Genomic DNA, 18,180 nt, shown 5'->3' with positions numbered 1-18,180 from the left:
ACACAAACAACGATATCCTTAAAGACATTGTAAAACTTTACTTAAGCATAAAAATATCACCATTTAATCAAACTTATGATGATATCTATCGCTATAAGAATAATAATCACCATCTCAAGGAATGCAGAGTGATTATGTTTTTGCTCATCAGCAAGCATATTCAAAAGATCTTGGATTATTGCGAGCTTTTTATTGAGCACTTCTATTCTTGGCCTTATATCCAAATAGTTCGCGGTGGTCTGATAGATAGGCTCCAGCTCTGGATACTCCCAAAAAAACTCAGGTACATCCAAAAATCCGTAGCTCAAATATATTTGGGAGATCTCTTTGAAAATTCTTCCCCTTTCCTTTGAAATATCTTTTTGGCTTAGACTTACTTTACCTCTACTTAAGAGCTCTTTTACTATGTAATCATTCCTCTTAATTATATCAAGGGCTGACTCCTCAAAGGAGTATAGCTCTGTTGACTGGGAAAGTGCATAAGAGATGGCAAGTTTGATCAACTGGGAATCTTCATGGAGTATGAAAACATCCTTAGTTACCTTTGTCTTCTGCTGACCCTCATCCACAACAAAACTGAAATCCTCTACTATAGGCTTGCTGAAACTATCGATCTCAAATTCTGCAATCTCATCAAGTAGTGATTTTTGTGTATCAAAATCTACCCCCCAAAAAACTGTTACGCCATAACTAAAAACAATTACAGTAGAATGATCCAAAAGTTCTACAATAACAGCATCTTTTATCACAAAAGATTTATATCGGGAATTAAGATAAGTGAAAAGCTTGTTTCGATCAAATTCCTTTGCAGTGCAGTATACCTTAATACTTTTTCTACCAGCCATATCTATATAGAAAAAGGGTCACTAATGACCCTTTACTCATTTAATGTTGGTTTTGCGGTACTTCTTTTTTTAGCTCTTTCCATAGATTGTAGAGCAAGATATTCCTTACCATATATCTCTACATTTTCAGCTTCCTTGTCAAAATCATCGTAATGCCTTTCCTCATCCGCTATTACCGATTCGAAAAGTTGTTTTGTCATTGCATCTCCATTTTGAGCACATTCATTGGCAAATCTGTTATACAGTGCTATGGCGTCCTCTTCAAGCTTTCGTGCCATCTTTAGCATCTCTTCTGGATCAGTAATCTTTTGTACCTCTTGGGATGCCTTCATCTCCACTTCACCTTTTAAAAACAGGATCCTCTCTGCAAACCTCTCCACATGGATCATCTCCTGAATAGCATTTTGTCTAAACATCGTAGATAAAAGGTCCAACCCCTTATCATCGCAATGGAAGTGGAAATACATATACTGTTGTAGTGCTGTCATCTCTTCTGCAATAGCTTTATTCAAAAGCTCTATACTCTTTTTGTGCATAAAACCTCCTTTTTTATATATTATATTATAACTACCCTTTATTTTTTTGCAATACAGTTGACAAAAAATTGTTTGTGATTTATGTAATATATATGTAAAGGAGCGTAGCTCAGTGGGAGAGCATTGCGTTGACGTCGCAAGGGTCAGGGGTTCAATCCCCCTCGCTCCTATTCCGCTAAATTCCTCTTGCAAACCCTTATAATAATTGTTAACACTTTAATATGAAAAAAAATATGACTTTTCTAACTTTTCTTCTTTCATTATCCATACATATCATAATTTTCACAATTCCTATCAACATTGAAAAATCCCCTAATAGACCCAGTTTGAAGTTTTACGTAGTAGACCTAAAAAAAATAGACCCCACAGCAGAACATAATAATAACGGCACAAATACTGTTCAAGACAACACACCCCAAAGTAACCAAAATTCCAACCCACAAGGTATCAACTCCAAAAAGATACCTACCACTACATACAGCTTTGATAGAGACAGCTACCATCAGGAGTTTCTTATGATGTTAAGAGAAAAACTAAATATCAAAGATTACTTAGAGCAAACTGGCTTAGAAGGGGAGTATCTTTTTCAAATAGAGATAGAGGGCTCTGGTAAAGTAAGATCCATAAAAACCCTTCGAAAACAAGGCTCTACTGCCCTTGAACATTTCGTAAAAAGCAGACTTTCCACCATAGTTTTCCCACCCCACGGGGAGCTAACGATCACAATAAAAGTCAATATGGTATTCACCCTCGAACAGGAATAAAAAAAGGGGGGTTACACCCCCCTTTATAAAATTTACTTTTTCTTAGGAGCGTTGTCAGCTGGTTTAGCTTCTTTCTTAGCAGGAGCTTTCTTAGCTGGCTTCTTAGCAGCGTTATCAGCGGCTTTAGCCTCAGCCTTTGGCTCAGCTTTAGCTTCTGCTTTTGGCTCAGCCTTAGCTTCAGCTTTCTTCTCAGCTTTAGCAGGAGCAGCCTGCTTAGCTGGCTCACTAGCTACTGCAAGAGAAGCAAAAACAAGTGTTGCAAGAACAACTGAAAGTAACTTTTTCATAATGGTTCCTCCATTTTATTATAGTGTTTTTAAAAGCTAATATATTAGAGCAAGAAACATGCCACATCTGACACCCATTATTCATCAACGCATTACGACAAAGACACAAACTATTCTACACCATTTGGTGTACCTACTATACTATTTAGTATAATAGTTTTTGGTGTTTATACCATACTTGCCTATTCTGTACTGAAGTGTTCTAAAAGACAGTCCAAGTCTCTTTGCTGCCTTTGTGATATTCCCTCCCGATTCTTTTAAGGCATTTTCAATCAATTCTTTTTCTATCTGCTCAAGGCTTTTCCCCATATCTATAGCATCCTTAGTTGGCTCTACTCCATTTTCCATTTGAAGCAGTTCTTTTACCTCTTTCTCATTTATCTCCTGCCCCTCAGACATAATGATCACCTTTTGGATAAACGACTCCAGTTCTCTAATATTCCCATACCATGGATAGTCCAATAAGGTCTTTATAGCGTTCTTACTAAAAAATTTCTCATAATTGTTGGAAAGGTATTTAAACTTGTGTAGAAAATGATTGACAAGTAGCGGAATGTCACTGATTCTCTCCCTAAGCGATGGCATCTTGATGTTAAAGACATTCAATCTATAAAAAAGATCTTGTCTAAAATTACCTTTCCTTACCTCCTCCTCAAGATTTTTATTTGTGGCAGCGATGATCCTGACATCTATCTTGATTGGGTTATTGCTTCCGAGGGGTAGGATCTCTTTGTTTTGGATCAATCTTAAAAGCTTGGCCTGCACCATTGTAGATATCTCTGAAACCTCATCCAAAAAGATAGTACCACCTTCAGCAGCCTCAAAAATACCCTTCTTTTTCCCAACAGCGCCGGTAAAAGCTCCTCTTTCATACCCAAAAAGCTCACTTTCTATAAGGGATTCGGGGATCGCCGCACAGTTAACTGGAACAAAAGGTTTATCTTTCCTACTGCTAAGCCTATGGATATACTGAGCTGCAATATCCTTACCGGTACCACTTTCACCCGTGATCAATACATTTGCATCCAGCGGTGCAATCTTTAAAATCGCATTTAGTACCTGCTTGAAAAGGGGGTGTTCTCCAACAAAATCTGCAAACTGTTCTTTACTTTTTAACTGACTATACAGATATTTTCTCTCTTTCAAAAGGGCTGTCCTCTCCAACCCCTTTTTAATAGTTAAAAGTACATTCTCTTTACTAAGGGGTTTTTGAATGTAATCAAAGGCCCCTTTTTTCATACAAGCTACTGCTGAATCAACTGTCCCATGTCCGGTGATGATGATCACTGTAGTCTCAGGATATTTGGCAGTTATTTCGTCAAGGAGATCCACCCCGCTTCTTTCAGGCAAGAGTAGATCGGTCACAACTAGATCTATATCTTCCGTATCTAAGATTTTCAATCCGCTATCAACATCGGCAGCAGAAAAAACATTAAAACCTTCTCTACTTAATATATACGTAAGTATTTCCCGTTGTTTCGGTTCATCATCTACTATCAATATCCTATTCATAAGGCAACTCTATTATAAACTTTGCTCCCGTCTCATAGCTATCATCTAAATAGATCCTTCCCCCATGTTCTTCAATTATCCTTTTAGTAAATGCCAGACCCAACCCCATTCCCGTGGCTTTAGAAGAGATGTAAGGCTCAAAAATTCTATGTTTGATATTTTCTGGAACACCTTTTCCGTTGTCCATCACAGCTATAATTACATTTCTGTCATCTTTATAGATATCGAAAATGATCCGCCCATTTTTCCCAATAGACTCGATAGAGTTTAGTACTAAATTAATAAAACATCCCAATAGCTTATCCTTATCGCATATTACTTGGATATCCTCGCTCATTTTTATCTCAAGATCAATATGTGCATCAACAAGCCTAAGATGTACAATTTTGCTCAGGTTCTTTAGTATCTCATATATACTGTTTTTTTGCATATTGAGCACTATAGGTCTGCCATATTCTAAAAAGTTTACCATCAGATCGGAAATCCTTTTCACTTCATCTTCTACCATAGTCAGCATCTTGACAAGATTTTCATCAACTTTTTTTTCATTTAACTCATCTTTTACCTGATTAACCGCAAGATTTATGAAGTTGAGTGGGTTTTTCACCTCATGGGCAATTGCTGAAGATAGCTGACCTACTTTGTACATGTGGGACATCTCCTCCAACTGCTTCTCCAACTCAATTCGCTCCTTTAACTTGATTATCATATCATTAAAATTATCAATCAGTATTCTCATCTCAGGGATTGTTGAAAGTTTTTTATCATCGATAGGGACAAGCTCACCTCTGGAGACTCTTGCTGTGGCTTCAACAAGTTTATCTATAGGTTTTAAGTATTGGGATGTCAAAAAAACAATCAGTACCGTACCAAATATGAAGATCCCCATCGTCGTAATGAGCCTCAGATAAAAGTGCCTCTGCTGGATTGTTGTGAAAGTATCCAAATGAAGTACCACATTAACATACCCATACTTTTCATCTCCAATGACGATGGGCAAACTGATCTCCTTTATTTTATCACTCTCAGATTTAGAACCAAGTTCTGCCTTTATAAGGAAATCAGTCTGGAGGGCCTTGTTTACAGTTTTTCCAATCTTCGTAGGATTAGAACTAGCTATGATCTCCTTTGTATCAGAAAGAATCGAAACCTCACTGACCCCCTTTTTCCTAAACTTTTTCACCAACTCTTCCACCTGATTTTGGGTATCGAGATTTTCTGATGTTAAATTTTGGACACTCAGTTGTATAGCTTTTGTCAAATCCTCTATGTTATCATTTATCTCGTTTATTATCGCTTTCTGGGACTGCTGGCTGATGATAAACAAAACTATAGCAACTAAAATATACAAAAATACCATCAAAAAAATAAGTCTACTTCTTAATGTAAACATGGGTAAATTATATGACGCGAAACAAAAAAAATCAACTTCAAATGTACAGCCCTTTATCTATCAAAAGGCCGGGTAAAGCCCCGGCCATATCACACTTTTGGAATTAAAACAACCCCTTTAGCAACCGAAGTACTAATACTACAGCTACCAGCATAACAGGCATCCGGCCCGGATATGATCTGTGCTGACGGCTCAAAATAATAATCTCTCTTACATAACTCATCTTCACACTTTACTGCAGCATATTTTGTAAGTATCCCATTGTGATATTTAGAGTTGACATACACCTCTTTTGTCCCCTTAGGTGGTTCGTTGTAGGTATATGAAGTTATGTTATACTGGAGATCTTCGGTTATCCTAATGGTGCCATCGATCTCTTCGAAGGTTATTGCAGGGATACCATTTTTACCAGATACAAAGCTGTCAAAATAAAGGGCACCACTAGTAGGAATGTTATCATCAAATGCTTTAGACAACATACCCACAAACTCAACGTCCGTTAACGATGCTCCCCTACGATTTAATACCTGTTTAGTCTTTACTAATCTTCCATCCAACGTCAGGTAGCTATACTCAGCTTCTAAAGACGAAGCCACAGGGATAAAGTATTTAGCATTTTTAGTAAAGTCATTCTCGTACATATCCACTGCTATTAGCTCAGCTTTTGAAATCGATTTTGCTAATCGCTTATATGTTCCAAAGGTGTTGTAGGGATAAAATGCTGCAGATATAATAACCTTTATCTTATCATCCTCAAGATCTGTCAAAAACTTAGCTGTTTCAGATCTTTTTGTCCCAAGCCCAGCTTTAAATATGGCGTTTATATTTGTTTTGTCGCTTACATTTATAAAACAGTGTAACTTCTCCTGACCAATAAAATCAGCAAAGGCAAACACAGATTCGAGCTGGGTCTCAGCATTTATATATTCATTGCCTACAATAATGGTCACCCTATTTGCTTTAGCTATATATTCTAAGATATCCTTTGAAATCTGATCTGAGCCATTTTTAATTTGTTCGAATATACTTGCAAAGTTACCATAATCTGCAAGCAGTGAGGCATCAGTAAAGAAATCATATTCGTAACGTTTAAGGCCTATGGTAACAAGTCTAGAGTTGTTTTTTATCACTGCATTCATGATATTCCACTTGATCCCCAAAGCCTCAGTAGAAAGATCTGATCCTATTACAAATATAAGATCAGAATTCTTTATCTCACTTATACCGCCTTTGCTGGCAAATGAACCAAACTTTTTATAGTATAGCTCATAATAACCGTTTGCCTCAAAATCCACATCTGATAAAACCCTGAACCCATTTTTTTCAGCAAAACGCTTGTACGCAAAAATAGCCTCTGTTGGCAATCTACTACCCAAAAGCAACGCTATTGAATCGCTTTTATAATTGTTTACAGCAGATCTGATGTTGGTAGCCACTTTTTGTATAAGATCCTCTAACGCAATCTGTTTAAACCCTCCACTGTTTTCTGAAGGGTAAGTTATCCTCGCAGGGTTATCCGGATGTTTGTAGGTGTATCTGCCCAACGCACATATAAAGGTATCACATGTTGACCTCGCCCTGTAGACCTCATCCTCCTTCACATCGTATTCCACATTACACCCCAATGGGCACATCACACAAACACTTTTTATCTTTTCAAGATCCCAACTGCGAACACTATGTTTGTAAGGCTTGTCCAGCAGAGCACCTACAGGACAAAAATCCACGCACAATCCACAAAAATCGCAATTTAAGGTTTCACCCTTAACTGGAACAATGATATTATTAAACCCTCTATCCTCTATCTTCAGGGCACTGTTCCCAGTTATTTCATGGCAGACTTTGACACATCTTTCACAAAGTATACATAGGTTTGCATCATGAACTATCATACTCCAATCAAAAACAGGCTTGTTTGGTTTCTGGGATTTCACAGATTCCTCTCTGATGCCAAAGCTGTAAGCCGTATCCTGAAGCATACATTCACCAGCTTTATCACATACCGGACAATCGAGGGGATGTTTTATTAGAATAAACTCCATCATTCTATTTCTTTGTTTTCTCACTTCCTCAGTATCAGTAAGTACCTTCATTCCATCCACCGCATAGGTAACGCAAGCAGCCATCGGTTTCGAATACCCCTCCACCTCAACAAGGCACAATCTACAGGCCCCTGTTGGGGTAATGTGTTCGAGGTAACACATTACAGGTATTTGAATATCATTTCTTTTTGCTATATCAAGAATGGTCTCTCCCTCTTCGAACCTATAACTATTTCCATTGATTATCACTTCTGGCATAGCTTACCTCTTAAATATTTATTCACCTAAACTTACCATTGCCATTCTCATACATCGCAAGCACCTTGTAGATTCTAAGTATGCCTGTTTCTCCGTATAAGGTTTTTCTATCTCTTCAAAATTTTTCAGCCTATACTGCACATCCAACTTTTCCTGATGAACCCTATGTATGGTAGGGGTTTCACAAACCTTTTCAGTTTTATCAAATACCTTGTTTTTATAAAGGGTCAACTGCAGTTTCTCTTCATCAGTCAGATATACATCCCCTTCCATAAGGTACCTATCCATCATTATCGCAGCCCATCTACCTGCACCTATAGCCTTTACAACAGTATTTGGCCCCCACTCACAATCACCTGCCGAAAAGATCCCCGGCACATCTGTCATATACAGATCTTCTTTTACACTAATAGTATTCCACTTGGTAACCTTGATCCCGTCGCTCTCCTTTAAAAAGCTCAGATCAGGATACTGGCCGATAGCTGGTATTATCGTATCGCATTCGATCACAAAATTAGAACCTGGAACAGGCTCAGGCTTTCTTCTACCAGATTCATCTGGCTCACCCAGCTGCATCCTCAAGCATTCCATCCCAACAACCTTCCCGTTTTCAGCTATTATTTTAATTGGGTTTATTAAAAAGTGGAATTTAACACCTTCCGCCTCAGCATCCGCCACCTCATAATCCTCAGCAGGCATCTCAGCCCTCGATCTTCTATACACAAGATTAACATCAGTACAACCTAATCTAAGCGCAGTCCTTACGCAGTCTATTGCTGTATTACCACCACCTACAACCACTACCCTTTTACCAATTTTCACTGGTTTCTTTAAGGAAAAATCCTGCAAAAAGTCTATACCACTGCTCATTACGCCGTCATATCCAGCATCTTCCCCCTCAACCCCCATCTCTCTACTTTTAAAAGCACCAATAGCAATCAGAATTGCATCGTACTCTTTTTTTAGGTCATCCAGGAAGATATCCCTGCCTAATTTTGTGTTATACTGTATCTCCACACCCAACGACTGAATTATCTCCACTTCTCTTCTTAAAAGCTCTCTTGGCTGTCTGTAATCAGGGATACCCACTGCCACCATCCCCCCCGGCTCGGGCAACATATCAAAGATCTTTATACTATGACCAAGCTGAGCAAGGTAATAGGCAGCCGTAAGACCAGCTGGCCCAGCTCCAACGATACAGATCCTTTTATCTGTTTTTTCTCTATACACAGGGATCTTCGGTTCTTTATGATGGTAGTACTCATAATCCCATGGTGTTCTTTTTAAAACCATTATATTTACCGGATCATCTATTAGGCCCCTTCGACAGTTTTTCTCACAGGGGTGGGGACAAACCCTACCACAAACACCCGGCAAAGGCATTGTTTCCCTAATAATGGCAAGAGCCTCATCAAATCTATAATCCTTTATAGCCTCAATAAACTCTGGTATCTTCACATTGGCAGGACAACCTGCAGTGCATGGAGCAGTCAGATGTCTTACATATTTATATGTTTTGTTAACATTTCTACCTATCTCATCAGCAAAATGATCTATAAAACCGATAACTGGGATAACCGCAGTGGGCGCAACAGTACACTTCGCAGCCTTGTTTATAGATAAACACATATCTTTGATGAGCTCTAAGGGTGCAGAGTTTGACCTGTCCTCCCTAAGCTTCATAAGCTCTTCTGCGATGATCCTCGTACCCGTTCTTCCTGGGAAACACCTTCCACAGCAGCCATAACTGCTTATCTCATACATATAGTCAGCAAGGGTTTTCAATATATCCGCTTCTTTATCAAACACCAAAAATCCATCCCAATTTACAAATGCCTTAAGTGGTTTCCCATTAAATTTATCATCGATCTTAAAAGGCGATTCAGTCCACTCTTCTGGCAACTTAGCTCTGTTATCTATCAAATTCCCTTTCCAAAACCCAAAGTATACTTTTGCCATAACTGCTACTCCATCAAAATTTTTCCACTGCCTCGGTATACTGTATACAATTTTTTATTAGCACAAAAATATAACATTGTCTACATTTTTGTTAGTTTACGAGCAACATATTTTACAAACATATTCTTTACAAAATTTACATAAAATTTGCAACATTTAACCCATACTTACAATATTTCATATAATAATAACACAAGAAAAGTATGGAGGTGTTTATGAAGTTTTTTAAGTTTGTAATTTTATTGTCTATTATGGCAATACTTGCTACAACTCCAGTTTTTAGTAAAACTAAAGCCAAGCCAGCAGGCAAACATCCCATCCCTATGGGGAATCAAAATTGTGAATCGTGTCATGTCGGCACTGTTCAATACCAGCAATGGGAGAAAAGTGGTCATGGACTGGGTTTAGTCAAATGTGAGGTCTGTCACGGTGAAGAGACAACTTTCAAAAAAGTACCAGAAAATGCTGTCTGTGTAAAATGTCACTCAACACAATTTGAAAGCCTCACCAAAAAGAATATCCCCTGCATTACATGTCATCCGGCTCATACCTTTAATGCCCATAAGTTAAACAAATAATTAATTTTGGAGGTCATAGATGTTAACAAGAAGAGAATTTATAAAGCTTAGTGCGGCGGCAGCTACAGCAGCAGCTGCAGGAATCAGTTTGCCAAAAACTGTCAACGCAAAAGACGCAGAGGTAGACAAATGGGTTAAAGGGGTATGTAGATTTTGTGGGACCGGTTGTGGTATCTACCTTGGCATAAAAGGTGGAAAAGCTGTAGCCATAAAAGGCAACCCCGAAGCCAAAACTAACTTCGGATTCTTGTGTGTAAAAGGTGCTCTTGTTTATAAAGTAATCGAGCATCCAGACAGATTAAAATACCCAATGATCAAGCAAGCAGATGGCAAGTTCAAAAGGGTCAGCTGGGATGAAGCTTTGAACCTCGTGGCAAACAAATTTAAATACTTCCACGAAAAATATGGTAAAGATTCTGTTGCCTACTATGGCTCTGGGCAGGCAACCACTGAAGAAACCTATACCTTTAACAAGCTCTGGAAAGGTGGTTTCCGTAGCAACATGGTGGAAGGTAACCCAAGACTGTGTATGGCAAGTGCGGTTGCAGGATATATCACCACTTACGGATCAGATGAACCGATTGGTAGTTATGAAGATATAGAGCATGCCAAATGCTTCTTCATTGTTGGTTCCAACACCAGCGAAGCACATCCTATTATCTTTAGAAGGATTATGAAGCGCAAAATGTCCGATCCTTCGGTAAAAGTTATCGTATGTGAGCCCCGCAAAACAAATACATCAAAGATCGCTGATCTATGGCTACCAGTAGACCCTGGAACTGACCTTGCAATATTCCATGCCATGGCATTGGAGATCATCAAAAATGGGTGGCATGACAAAAAGTTTATAGATACAAATACCCGGATAACAGATGGTGAAAAGGTATACGATTTCGATCATTATGTAAAATTTTTGGAACAGTTCACTCCTGAAGCTGTGGAAAAGACAACAAGATGTCCCGCTGAAAACATTAAAAAAGCAGCGGAGCTTTTCGCCAAAAGCGGGCCCACAATGTCCCTATGGTGTATGGGACTTAACCAGAGGACAAGGGGTGTTTGGGCAAACAATTTGGTGCACAACCTACACCTTATTACCGGACAGATAGGCTATCCCGGTGCTGAACCCTTCTCTTTGACTGGTCAACCAAACGCCTGTGGTGGAGTAAGAGAAACTGGTGCCTTATGCCATCTTTTGCCGGGTACAAAGCCTGTTACAAATGCCAAGTGGCGTGCCCATGTGGAAAAAGAGTGGGGACTTCCCGAGGGCACTATAGATCCAAAACCAGGTTTCCATACTATCAAAATGTTTGAAAGCCTCGGAGCAGAAAACGATAGCACAAAGCCAATAAAAGCTATGCTTGTATGCACCACAAATCCAGCCCAATCTTTACCAAATGCCCATAAATATCATAAAAACATGAAGGACGCCTTCCTTGTGGTTATCGACATATTCCCCACAAGAACCACTCAGTTTGCAGATGTAATATTGCCAGCAGCATTTTTATATGAAAAAGGTGGTGTTTATGGATGTTCTGAAAGAAGAAGCCAACACACAGAAAAATCTTTAAACCCACCAGGTGAAGCCAAACCAGACCTCTGGATTGCAGCCCAGATCGCAAAGAGGATGGGTCTTGAAAAGCTAATCCCATGGAATATGGATGACATAGAAAAAGCCTGTGTTATGGCTTGGGAAGACTACACAAGGGTAACAAAAGATACAGACCACACCTTTGCTGGTGTCTCCTATGAGAGATTAAAGGCATCTAAAGCCGGAATACAATGGCCATGCCCATACCCAAATCATCCAGGAACAGTGAGAAGGTATGTAAAAGGTCTTGACCCCATGTTCGAACACAAGGGCTTTTTAGAAAAATTTGATAAGAAGATCCCTGCGGATGCAAAGATCTATTTCTATATGGATGCTAAAAATGAGGGTAAGGCAAATATCTTCCTGCGTCCCTATAAAGAAGCAGCGGAAAATCCAGATAAAGATTATCCATTCTTCCTCACCACCGGTCGTGTAATTGAGCAGTGGCACACAGGTACAATGACAAATAGAATCCCTGAGATAGCCCGCGCACATCCCTATGCCTATGTGGAAATTCATCCTGAGGATGCTAAAAAGTATTCCATAACAAACGGTGACATGGTGGAAGTAGAAAGCAAAAGGGGTAAAGTAATCCTACCAGCCCTTGTTACCCAAAAATCGCTGCCGGGTATACTTTTTATCCCAATGCATGATCAACACAAGGATAGAATGGTCAATTTTGTTTGCAACGATGCAATCGACCCAGGCTCCTTCGAACCAGAGTACAAAGTCGCAGCTGTGAGGATCAAGCGTATATCAGGACCTATAAAACTTAAAGACAAATACAACATTTCAGACGTAAACGAACCATTTGCTTAGTATAAGGGGGCTTATCAGCCCCCATCTCTTTTAGGAGGTAGCATGATTATTTCTGGTAGTGTAGTTGCTTGTATAGAAGGAAGTCTTAAAGAGGTATCAGATTTTTTACTGGAATACCCTCAAATAAAAGTTTATGCAGCATCAGAAGAAAAAAACAGCATTATTATTGTTATAGAAGAGGAAACAGATGCTGCCTTGCAGGCTCTCTGCAAGAAGCTCCAAGAGCATCCAAAGATCATCCAGATCTCACATCACTATTTCAACTTCGAAGATGAAATAGATAAGATCCATCAAGGTATCCCTACCGACATGAGTCTAAAGGGGTTTTCTAAAAGTGAACAACGAAAGGAAAGGGATAAGCTAAGTGAATATTAGAAAATTTTTCCAAAATCTGTTAAACAACAACCCTTTTAAAGGCTTTTTTCAGGTAAATAGATTAAGACCTCCCGGTGCAGTAGAAGAAAAAAGGTTTATGGAGCTATGTATAAGATGTGCAAGATGTATAGAAGTATGCCCCTATGATTCCATAAAAAGAGCAGACCTGTTTGAAAAGATGCAGATAGGGACCCCTTATATATTTGCAAAGGAGAGGGCCTGCTACTTGTGTATGAAATGCCCATCGGTTTGTCCAACAGGTGCTTTAGATAACACCCTTGTGGACGCTGAAAAGGTAAAAATAGGTATTGCCCATATCGACCAAAACCGCTGTTTAAACTATCTTTATCTCAAAGAGGAAGAAGGTCTAATAAACACAGGCAAAGCTCAAATATGTTCCACCTGCTACAATGTTTGCCCTTTTCAGGACAAAGCCATTGTCATGGAAAAATATATATTACCCGTTATCACAGATAAATGTGTAGGCTGTGGTATATGTGTAGAGAAGTGTCCCACTGAGCCAAAATCTGTAAACATAATCCCTACAGGCATGGGTAATAAAGATACAGCTGGCTTTTATTATCAGCGATCAAAGATAACTTTTCAAAAATCAGATGAGTTATCAAAAGATTATTTAAAAGGTGATAAGCTCCTGCAAAGAAAACAATCGATTCAGGGTGAGGACAAACCTAAATTTAAAAACAATTTTAAAGTTCAGGAAAAAATTGAAGGCTGGTAAAAATGCTCAGAAAATATAGAAGAATTGTCCAGTTAATCATTTTTTTAGGGATGTTTATTGTCCCTGTTTTGAATATCTTTGAAATCTATTTCATAAAAGGGACCTTTTATTCCATCGATATAGGGGATATAGCAATAGCTGATCCCCTTGCAATTCTGCAGGCAATAATATCATCTAAAACAGTTACTGTTACCATGCTTGTTTCCGTACTGTTACCACTTTTGATGATGCTCGTGTTGGGGAGAGTTTGGTGTAGTTGGATGTGTCCTTACTATTTTATCGTAGAAATACTTGATGCTCTTAAAATAAAGTTAGGCTTTAAATATGATAAACCAAAATATCACCCCTCCTTACCCCACAAAACAAATACTTATAGATTTCTCCTTTTACTATTATTTATCTTTCTTTCTGGTATTGCAGGTATCCCACTATTAAACCTAATCTCCGCTCCCGGTATTATTTCCTCCCAAGCTTTGGTGCTCGTAAAGTTCCATTATATAACATTTGAAGCCTTTTTTATTTTAGTCCTTTTAATATTGGAACTTTTTTACTTCAGATTTTGGTGTCGGTTCTTTTGTCCCCAGGGAATTTTTTTATCCGTTTTCAAATTTAGCAAAGGGTTAAGGATAGCTAAAGTAAAAGACCTATGCAGTAATTGCCTAAGTTGTGTAGCTGCTTGCCCTATGATATTAAACCCTATGAAAGAAGGTAATAACTTCCTCTGTCATAACTGTGGTGATTGCATAGATGCCTGCCCTGACAACAAAAAAGCTGACACGTTAAAGTTTAGAATCTAAAAAAAGGGGGGGCTGCCCGGGGGTGACGGGCAGCTGTGTTTATGGAAGTCAAGCGATCTTTATTAAAAGGTCACCGGCTTCTATCTTATCTCCTTGATTTAGATAAATTTCTTCTACTACTCCATCGGTGTTAGCTACAATCTTAGTCTCCATCTTCATAGCCTCAGTGATCACAAGTAGATCACCTTTTTTGACCTTATCACCCTTTTTCACGTTGATCTTGGTGATCTTCCCGGGCATAGAGGCACAAACATCCTTTGGATTATTCAAATCACCTTTCTTATTTGATTTTATATAATCTGAGAGCTTTTCATCTTTGATCCTTACTGTCCGTGCCTGACCATTAAACTCGAAGTACACCTTTCTAAATCCTTTTTCATCAGGCTCACTAACACCTAAATACTTTATGATAAGGGTTTTCCCTTCCTCTATATTGACCTCAATCTCCTCCTCTTTCTTTAGGGGATAGAAATAATCCTTTGTATCAAATACCATCCCATCACCATATTCATTCACAAAGTTTATATAATCTTTAAATACTTGTGGATAAAGGGCATAACTAACTACAGCCTCCTCGCTGAAAGGCCTGCCAAACTCCTTTTCGAGATCTTCTTTTGCCTTCTGAAAGTCGAAGGGTGGTAAAAGCTCCCCTGGACGCCCTTTAAGGGGTTTCTCCCCCCTTAAAACAATCTGCTGTAGCTTTTCTGGGAAGCCACCGTAGGGTTGACCTAACATCCCTTTGAAAAACGATATAACAGACTCCGGTAGTGATAGCTGCCCCCCCTTTTCATACAAATCTGATATATCCAGATTATTTCTCACCAAAAATATGGCCAGATCACCTACAACTTTTGATGATGGCGTAACCTTCACTATGTCACCTAACTCTTTATTGACTTTTGCATACATCTTCCTTACATCTTCCCATCTATCCAATAATCCAGTAGCCTCTACCTGTACCACAAGGTTTGAATACTGACCTCCGGGGATCTCATGCTCATAGACCTCAGCAGTTGCTGATTTTAATCCACTTTCAAAGGGGAAGTAATACCTTCTGACCCTCTCAAAGTAGTCGGAAATATTCTGGGCCCACTGTTTATCTATGGAGGATCTTCTCTCCGTAGACTCTATGGCATAAAGTATAGAATTAAGATTGGGCTGACTGGTCAAGCCACTCATGGAAGAGATGGCACAATCCACAATATCAGCACCAGCCTCTATTGCCATAAGAACCGATGCCTCACCATTACCACTTGTATCATGGGTATGAAAATGAAGGGGAAGACCTGTCTCCTCTTTTATAGCTTTCACAAGAACCTTTGCAGCATAAGGCTTCAAAAGCCCAGCCATATCTTTTATCCCTATGATATCTGTGCCTGCGTTTGCAAGCTCTTTTGCCAGATTCACATAATATTTAAGGCTATATTTTACCCTTTTTGGATCCAAAATATCTCCGGTGTAGCATATAGCAGCTTCAGCAATCCTGTCATTCTTCTTGACCTCCTCTATGGCGAGAAGCATCTGGTCGATCCAGTTAAAACAGTCAAATATTCTGAAAACATCTATACCATTTTTTACAGAAAGCCTTATAAACTCCTTGATAACATTATCAGGATAGTTGGTATACCCCACAGCATTAGAACCTCTAAGAAGCATCTGAAAGAGGATATTGGGGATCTTTCCCCTTAACAACCTTAATCTTTCCCACGGTGACTCTTTCAAAAATCTATAAGATACATCAAAGGTTGCTCCACCCCACATCTCCAAAGAGAATAATCCACTCATGTGATGAGCATAAGCATCAGCTATGGCCAGCATATCCTTTGTTCTTAGCCTTGTGGCAAGTAGAGACTGATGGGCATCCCTCATAGTGGTATCAGTAAAGAGCACCTCTTTACTTTTCTTTATATGATCGATCACCCCTTCTACCCCATGCCGATTGAGTAGATCTTTGGTCCCTGTTGGGACATGCTCTCCGAATTTTATCACAGGTACTCTGATAGGAGGTAGCACAGTGTTTTCACTAAGTTTCACTCCAGATGGGTTGTTTACAATATTGTTTGCCAGAAACTTTAATACTTTGGTTGCCCTATCCTGAGGCTTAGGAAACTTCAGCAGTTCTGGATTGTCGTCTATAAAGTTTGTATGGAAATTCCCACTTAAAAAATCCTTGTTAGTTATGACGTTTTGCAAAAAAGGTATATTGGTCTTCACACCCCTGATCCTGAACTCACTTAAAGCCCTGTTCATCTTCTTAGCCGCCTGCTCAAATGTGGTAGCCCAACTACATACCTTTACGAGTAAAGAATCGTAATGGGGTGTAATCTTAGCACCTGCAAAGCCGTTACCTGCATCTAATCTTATACCAAACCCTGTAGCTATCCTATAAGCCTCTATTTCACCCGTATCAGGAAGAAAATTGTTTTCTGGATCCTCCGTAGTGACCCTGCACTGTATCGCATACCCGTGTTTGTAGATACTATCCTGGGATGTAATACCTATCTCTTTGTCACTCAACTGTTTACCTTCAGAAACCAGAATCTGGGCCTGAACAATATCTATCCCAGTTATCAACTCAGTAACGGTGTGCTCCACCTGTATTCTCGGATTGACCTCAAGAAAATAGTGATTACCCTTACTATCCACCAAAAACTCAGCTGTAGCTGCACAAAAAAGCCCTGAAGCTTTACCTAATCGTACCGAATCATCATATAACCTTTTCAGAGTCTCATAAGGGATATTCAGGGATGGTGCAATCTCTATAAGTTTTTGATGTCTTCTTTGAATGGAACAGTCCCTCTCATACAGATGAACCATATTTCCATGCTTATCACCTAGCAACTGAATTTCAATATGCTTGGGGTTTTCTATATACTTTTCTATGATAATATCACCCTTGCCAAAGGCTTTTATAGCCTCTCTCATGGCTGATTCAAAATTCTCTTCGAGTTCCTTCTTATTTTTACATATCCTAATCCCCCTGCCACCACCACCAGCTGTAGCTTTTAATAAAACTGGGTATCCAATCTTTTCTGCAATCTTCTCAGCCTCAGCTAAATCACCCACAACCCCTTCAGATCCTTCAATCACTGGCACTTTACACTCTTTTGCAAGATCTTTAGCAAGCTTCTTGTCTCCAAATATCTTCATAGTATTTGGATCAGGCCCAACAAATATGATCCCATTTTTTTGACAGGCCTCAGCAAACTCGTAGGACTCAGCCAAAAAGCCATAACCAGGATGAATGGCATCTATATGATGCTTTTTGGCTAAGTCTACAAGCTCTTCTATATTCATATATGCAGCAATCGGATCCAACCCCTTACCTACCAAATAAGCTTCATCTGCTTTATATCTATGTAGAGAATATCTATCTTCATCCGAATATATGGCAACCGTTCTTATCCCCAGCTCTGTACATGCACGGAACACCCTTATCGCTATCTCACCACGGTTTGCACACATAAGCTTTTTGATTCTCATATAAACCCCCGTTTTATTTCTGACGCCATATATTATAGATTTTTATAATTGTCAATAGAAAAAAGTAACATATTGCAATAATTGAATATTTTCAATATTTCTCTAACCTTAATGGTTACTCAAAACAATATACTAAAGATAAATTTTAAAACCTACACAGCTTTTTTGCATAGATTTTGATTTTTGATTATATTTTATAGATTTT

14 protein-coding genes and 1 tRNA gene are annotated in these 18,180 nt (G+C 38.9%); 7 read left to right on the top strand and 8 right to left on the bottom strand.

Annotated features, from left to right (window positions below):
- Window positions 1-56: 56 nt before the first annotated feature.
- Both N3C60_02735 and N3C60_02730 read right to left on the bottom strand, forming a co-directional pair.
- The gene (locus N3C60_02735) at window positions 57-845 is read right to left on the bottom strand and encodes an RMD1 family protein (GenBank protein MCX8083814.1); all 789 of its coding nucleotides are present in this window, start codon (window positions 843-845) and stop codon (window positions 57-59) included.
- A gap of 32 nt (window positions 846-877) precedes the next feature.
- Window positions 878-1,381 (bottom strand): bacterioferritin, encoded by a 504-nt coding sequence (locus N3C60_02730; protein ID MCX8083813.1) that lies wholly within the window; start codon window positions 1,379-1,381, stop codon window positions 878-880.
- A 98-nt stretch (window positions 1,382-1,479) separates the two neighbouring features.
- On the opposite strand from N3C60_02730, the gene N3C60_02725 reads away from it, so the two are divergent.
- Together N3C60_02725 and N3C60_02720 are read left to right on the top strand one after the other, a co-directional pair.
- A tRNA-Val gene (locus tag N3C60_02725) sits at window positions 1,480-1,551 on the top strand.
- 51 nt (window positions 1,552-1,602) lie between these two features.
- Complete coding sequence (locus N3C60_02720) at window positions 1,603-2,145, top strand: hypothetical protein (protein MCX8083812.1); 543 nt, start codon at window positions 1,603-1,605, stop codon at window positions 2,143-2,145.
- A gap of 32 nt (window positions 2,146-2,177) precedes the next feature.
- On the opposite strand, the gene N3C60_02715 is transcribed toward N3C60_02720, so the two are convergent.
- The 5 genes from N3C60_02715 to N3C60_02695 form a co-directional block, all read right to left on the bottom strand.
- Entirely contained in the window at window positions 2,178-2,432 is a 255-nt protein-coding gene (locus N3C60_02715; protein MCX8083811.1) for a hypothetical protein, read from the bottom strand.
- Between the two features lie 141 nt (window positions 2,433-2,573).
- A complete protein-coding gene (locus N3C60_02710; protein MCX8083810.1) occupies window positions 2,574-3,944 on the bottom strand; it encodes a sigma-54 dependent transcriptional regulator in 1,371 nt (456 codons plus the stop codon).
- A complete protein-coding gene (locus tag N3C60_02705) occupies window positions 3,937-5,337 on the bottom strand; it encodes an ATP-binding protein (GenBank protein MCX8083809.1) in 1,401 nt (466 codons plus the stop codon). The genes N3C60_02710 and N3C60_02705 overlap by 8 nt, the downstream gene beginning before the upstream one ends.
- Before the next feature lie 89 nt (window positions 5,338-5,426).
- Window positions 5,427-7,637 (bottom strand): 2Fe-2S iron-sulfur cluster-binding protein, encoded by a 2,211-nt coding sequence (locus N3C60_02700; protein ID MCX8083808.1) that lies wholly within the window; start codon window positions 7,635-7,637, stop codon window positions 5,427-5,429.
- A gap of 18 nt (window positions 7,638-7,655) precedes the next feature.
- On the bottom strand, window positions 7,656-9,596 hold the full coding sequence (locus N3C60_02695; protein ID MCX8083807.1) for an FAD-dependent oxidoreductase: 1,941 nt from the start codon (window positions 9,594-9,596) through the stop codon (window positions 7,656-7,658).
- A gap of 215 nt (window positions 9,597-9,811) precedes the next feature.
- Between N3C60_02695 and N3C60_02690 the strand changes: the two genes are divergently transcribed.
- From N3C60_02690 to N3C60_02670, 5 genes are read left to right on the top strand one after another with little or no spacing between them, the layout of a single operon-like run.
- A complete protein-coding gene (locus N3C60_02690; GenBank protein ID MCX8083806.1) occupies window positions 9,812-10,174 on the top strand; it encodes a cytochrome C in 363 nt (120 codons plus the stop codon).
- Window positions 10,175-10,193: 19 nt separating this feature from the next.
- On the top strand, window positions 10,194-12,581 hold the full coding sequence (locus N3C60_02685) for a nitrate reductase (protein MCX8083805.1): 2,388 nt from the start codon (window positions 10,194-10,196) through the stop codon (window positions 12,579-12,581).
- A gap of 42 nt (window positions 12,582-12,623) precedes the next feature.
- Window positions 12,624-12,956: a chaperone NapD gene (locus tag N3C60_02680; protein MCX8083804.1), complete on the top strand. Its 333-nt coding sequence runs from the start codon at window positions 12,624-12,626 to the stop codon at window positions 12,954-12,956.
- Complete coding sequence (locus N3C60_02675; GenBank protein MCX8083803.1) at window positions 12,946-13,695, top strand: 4Fe-4S dicluster domain-containing protein; 750 nt, start codon at window positions 12,946-12,948, stop codon at window positions 13,693-13,695. The genes N3C60_02680 and N3C60_02675 overlap by 11 nt, the downstream gene beginning before the upstream one ends.
- A 2-nt stretch (window positions 13,696-13,697) precedes the next feature.
- Entirely contained in the window at window positions 13,698-14,492 is a 795-nt protein-coding gene (locus N3C60_02670; GenBank protein ID MCX8083802.1) for a 4Fe-4S binding protein, read from the top strand.
- Window positions 14,493-14,540: 48 nt separating this feature from the next.
- Here the strand turns inward: N3C60_02670 and N3C60_02665 are convergent, their stop codons facing one another.
- Entirely contained in the window at window positions 14,541-17,975 is a 3,435-nt protein-coding gene (locus tag N3C60_02665; protein ID MCX8083801.1) for a pyruvate carboxylase, read from the bottom strand.
- Between the last annotated feature and the right edge of the window lie 205 nt (window positions 17,976-18,180).

Origin of the sequence: Calditerrivibrio sp. (genome assembly GCA_026415135.1) — a bacterium.
Classification (GTDB): domain Bacteria; phylum Chrysiogenota; class Deferribacteres; order Deferribacterales; family Calditerrivibrionaceae; genus Calditerrivibrio.
This window is presented reverse-complemented; position numbering and strand designations above follow the sequence as displayed.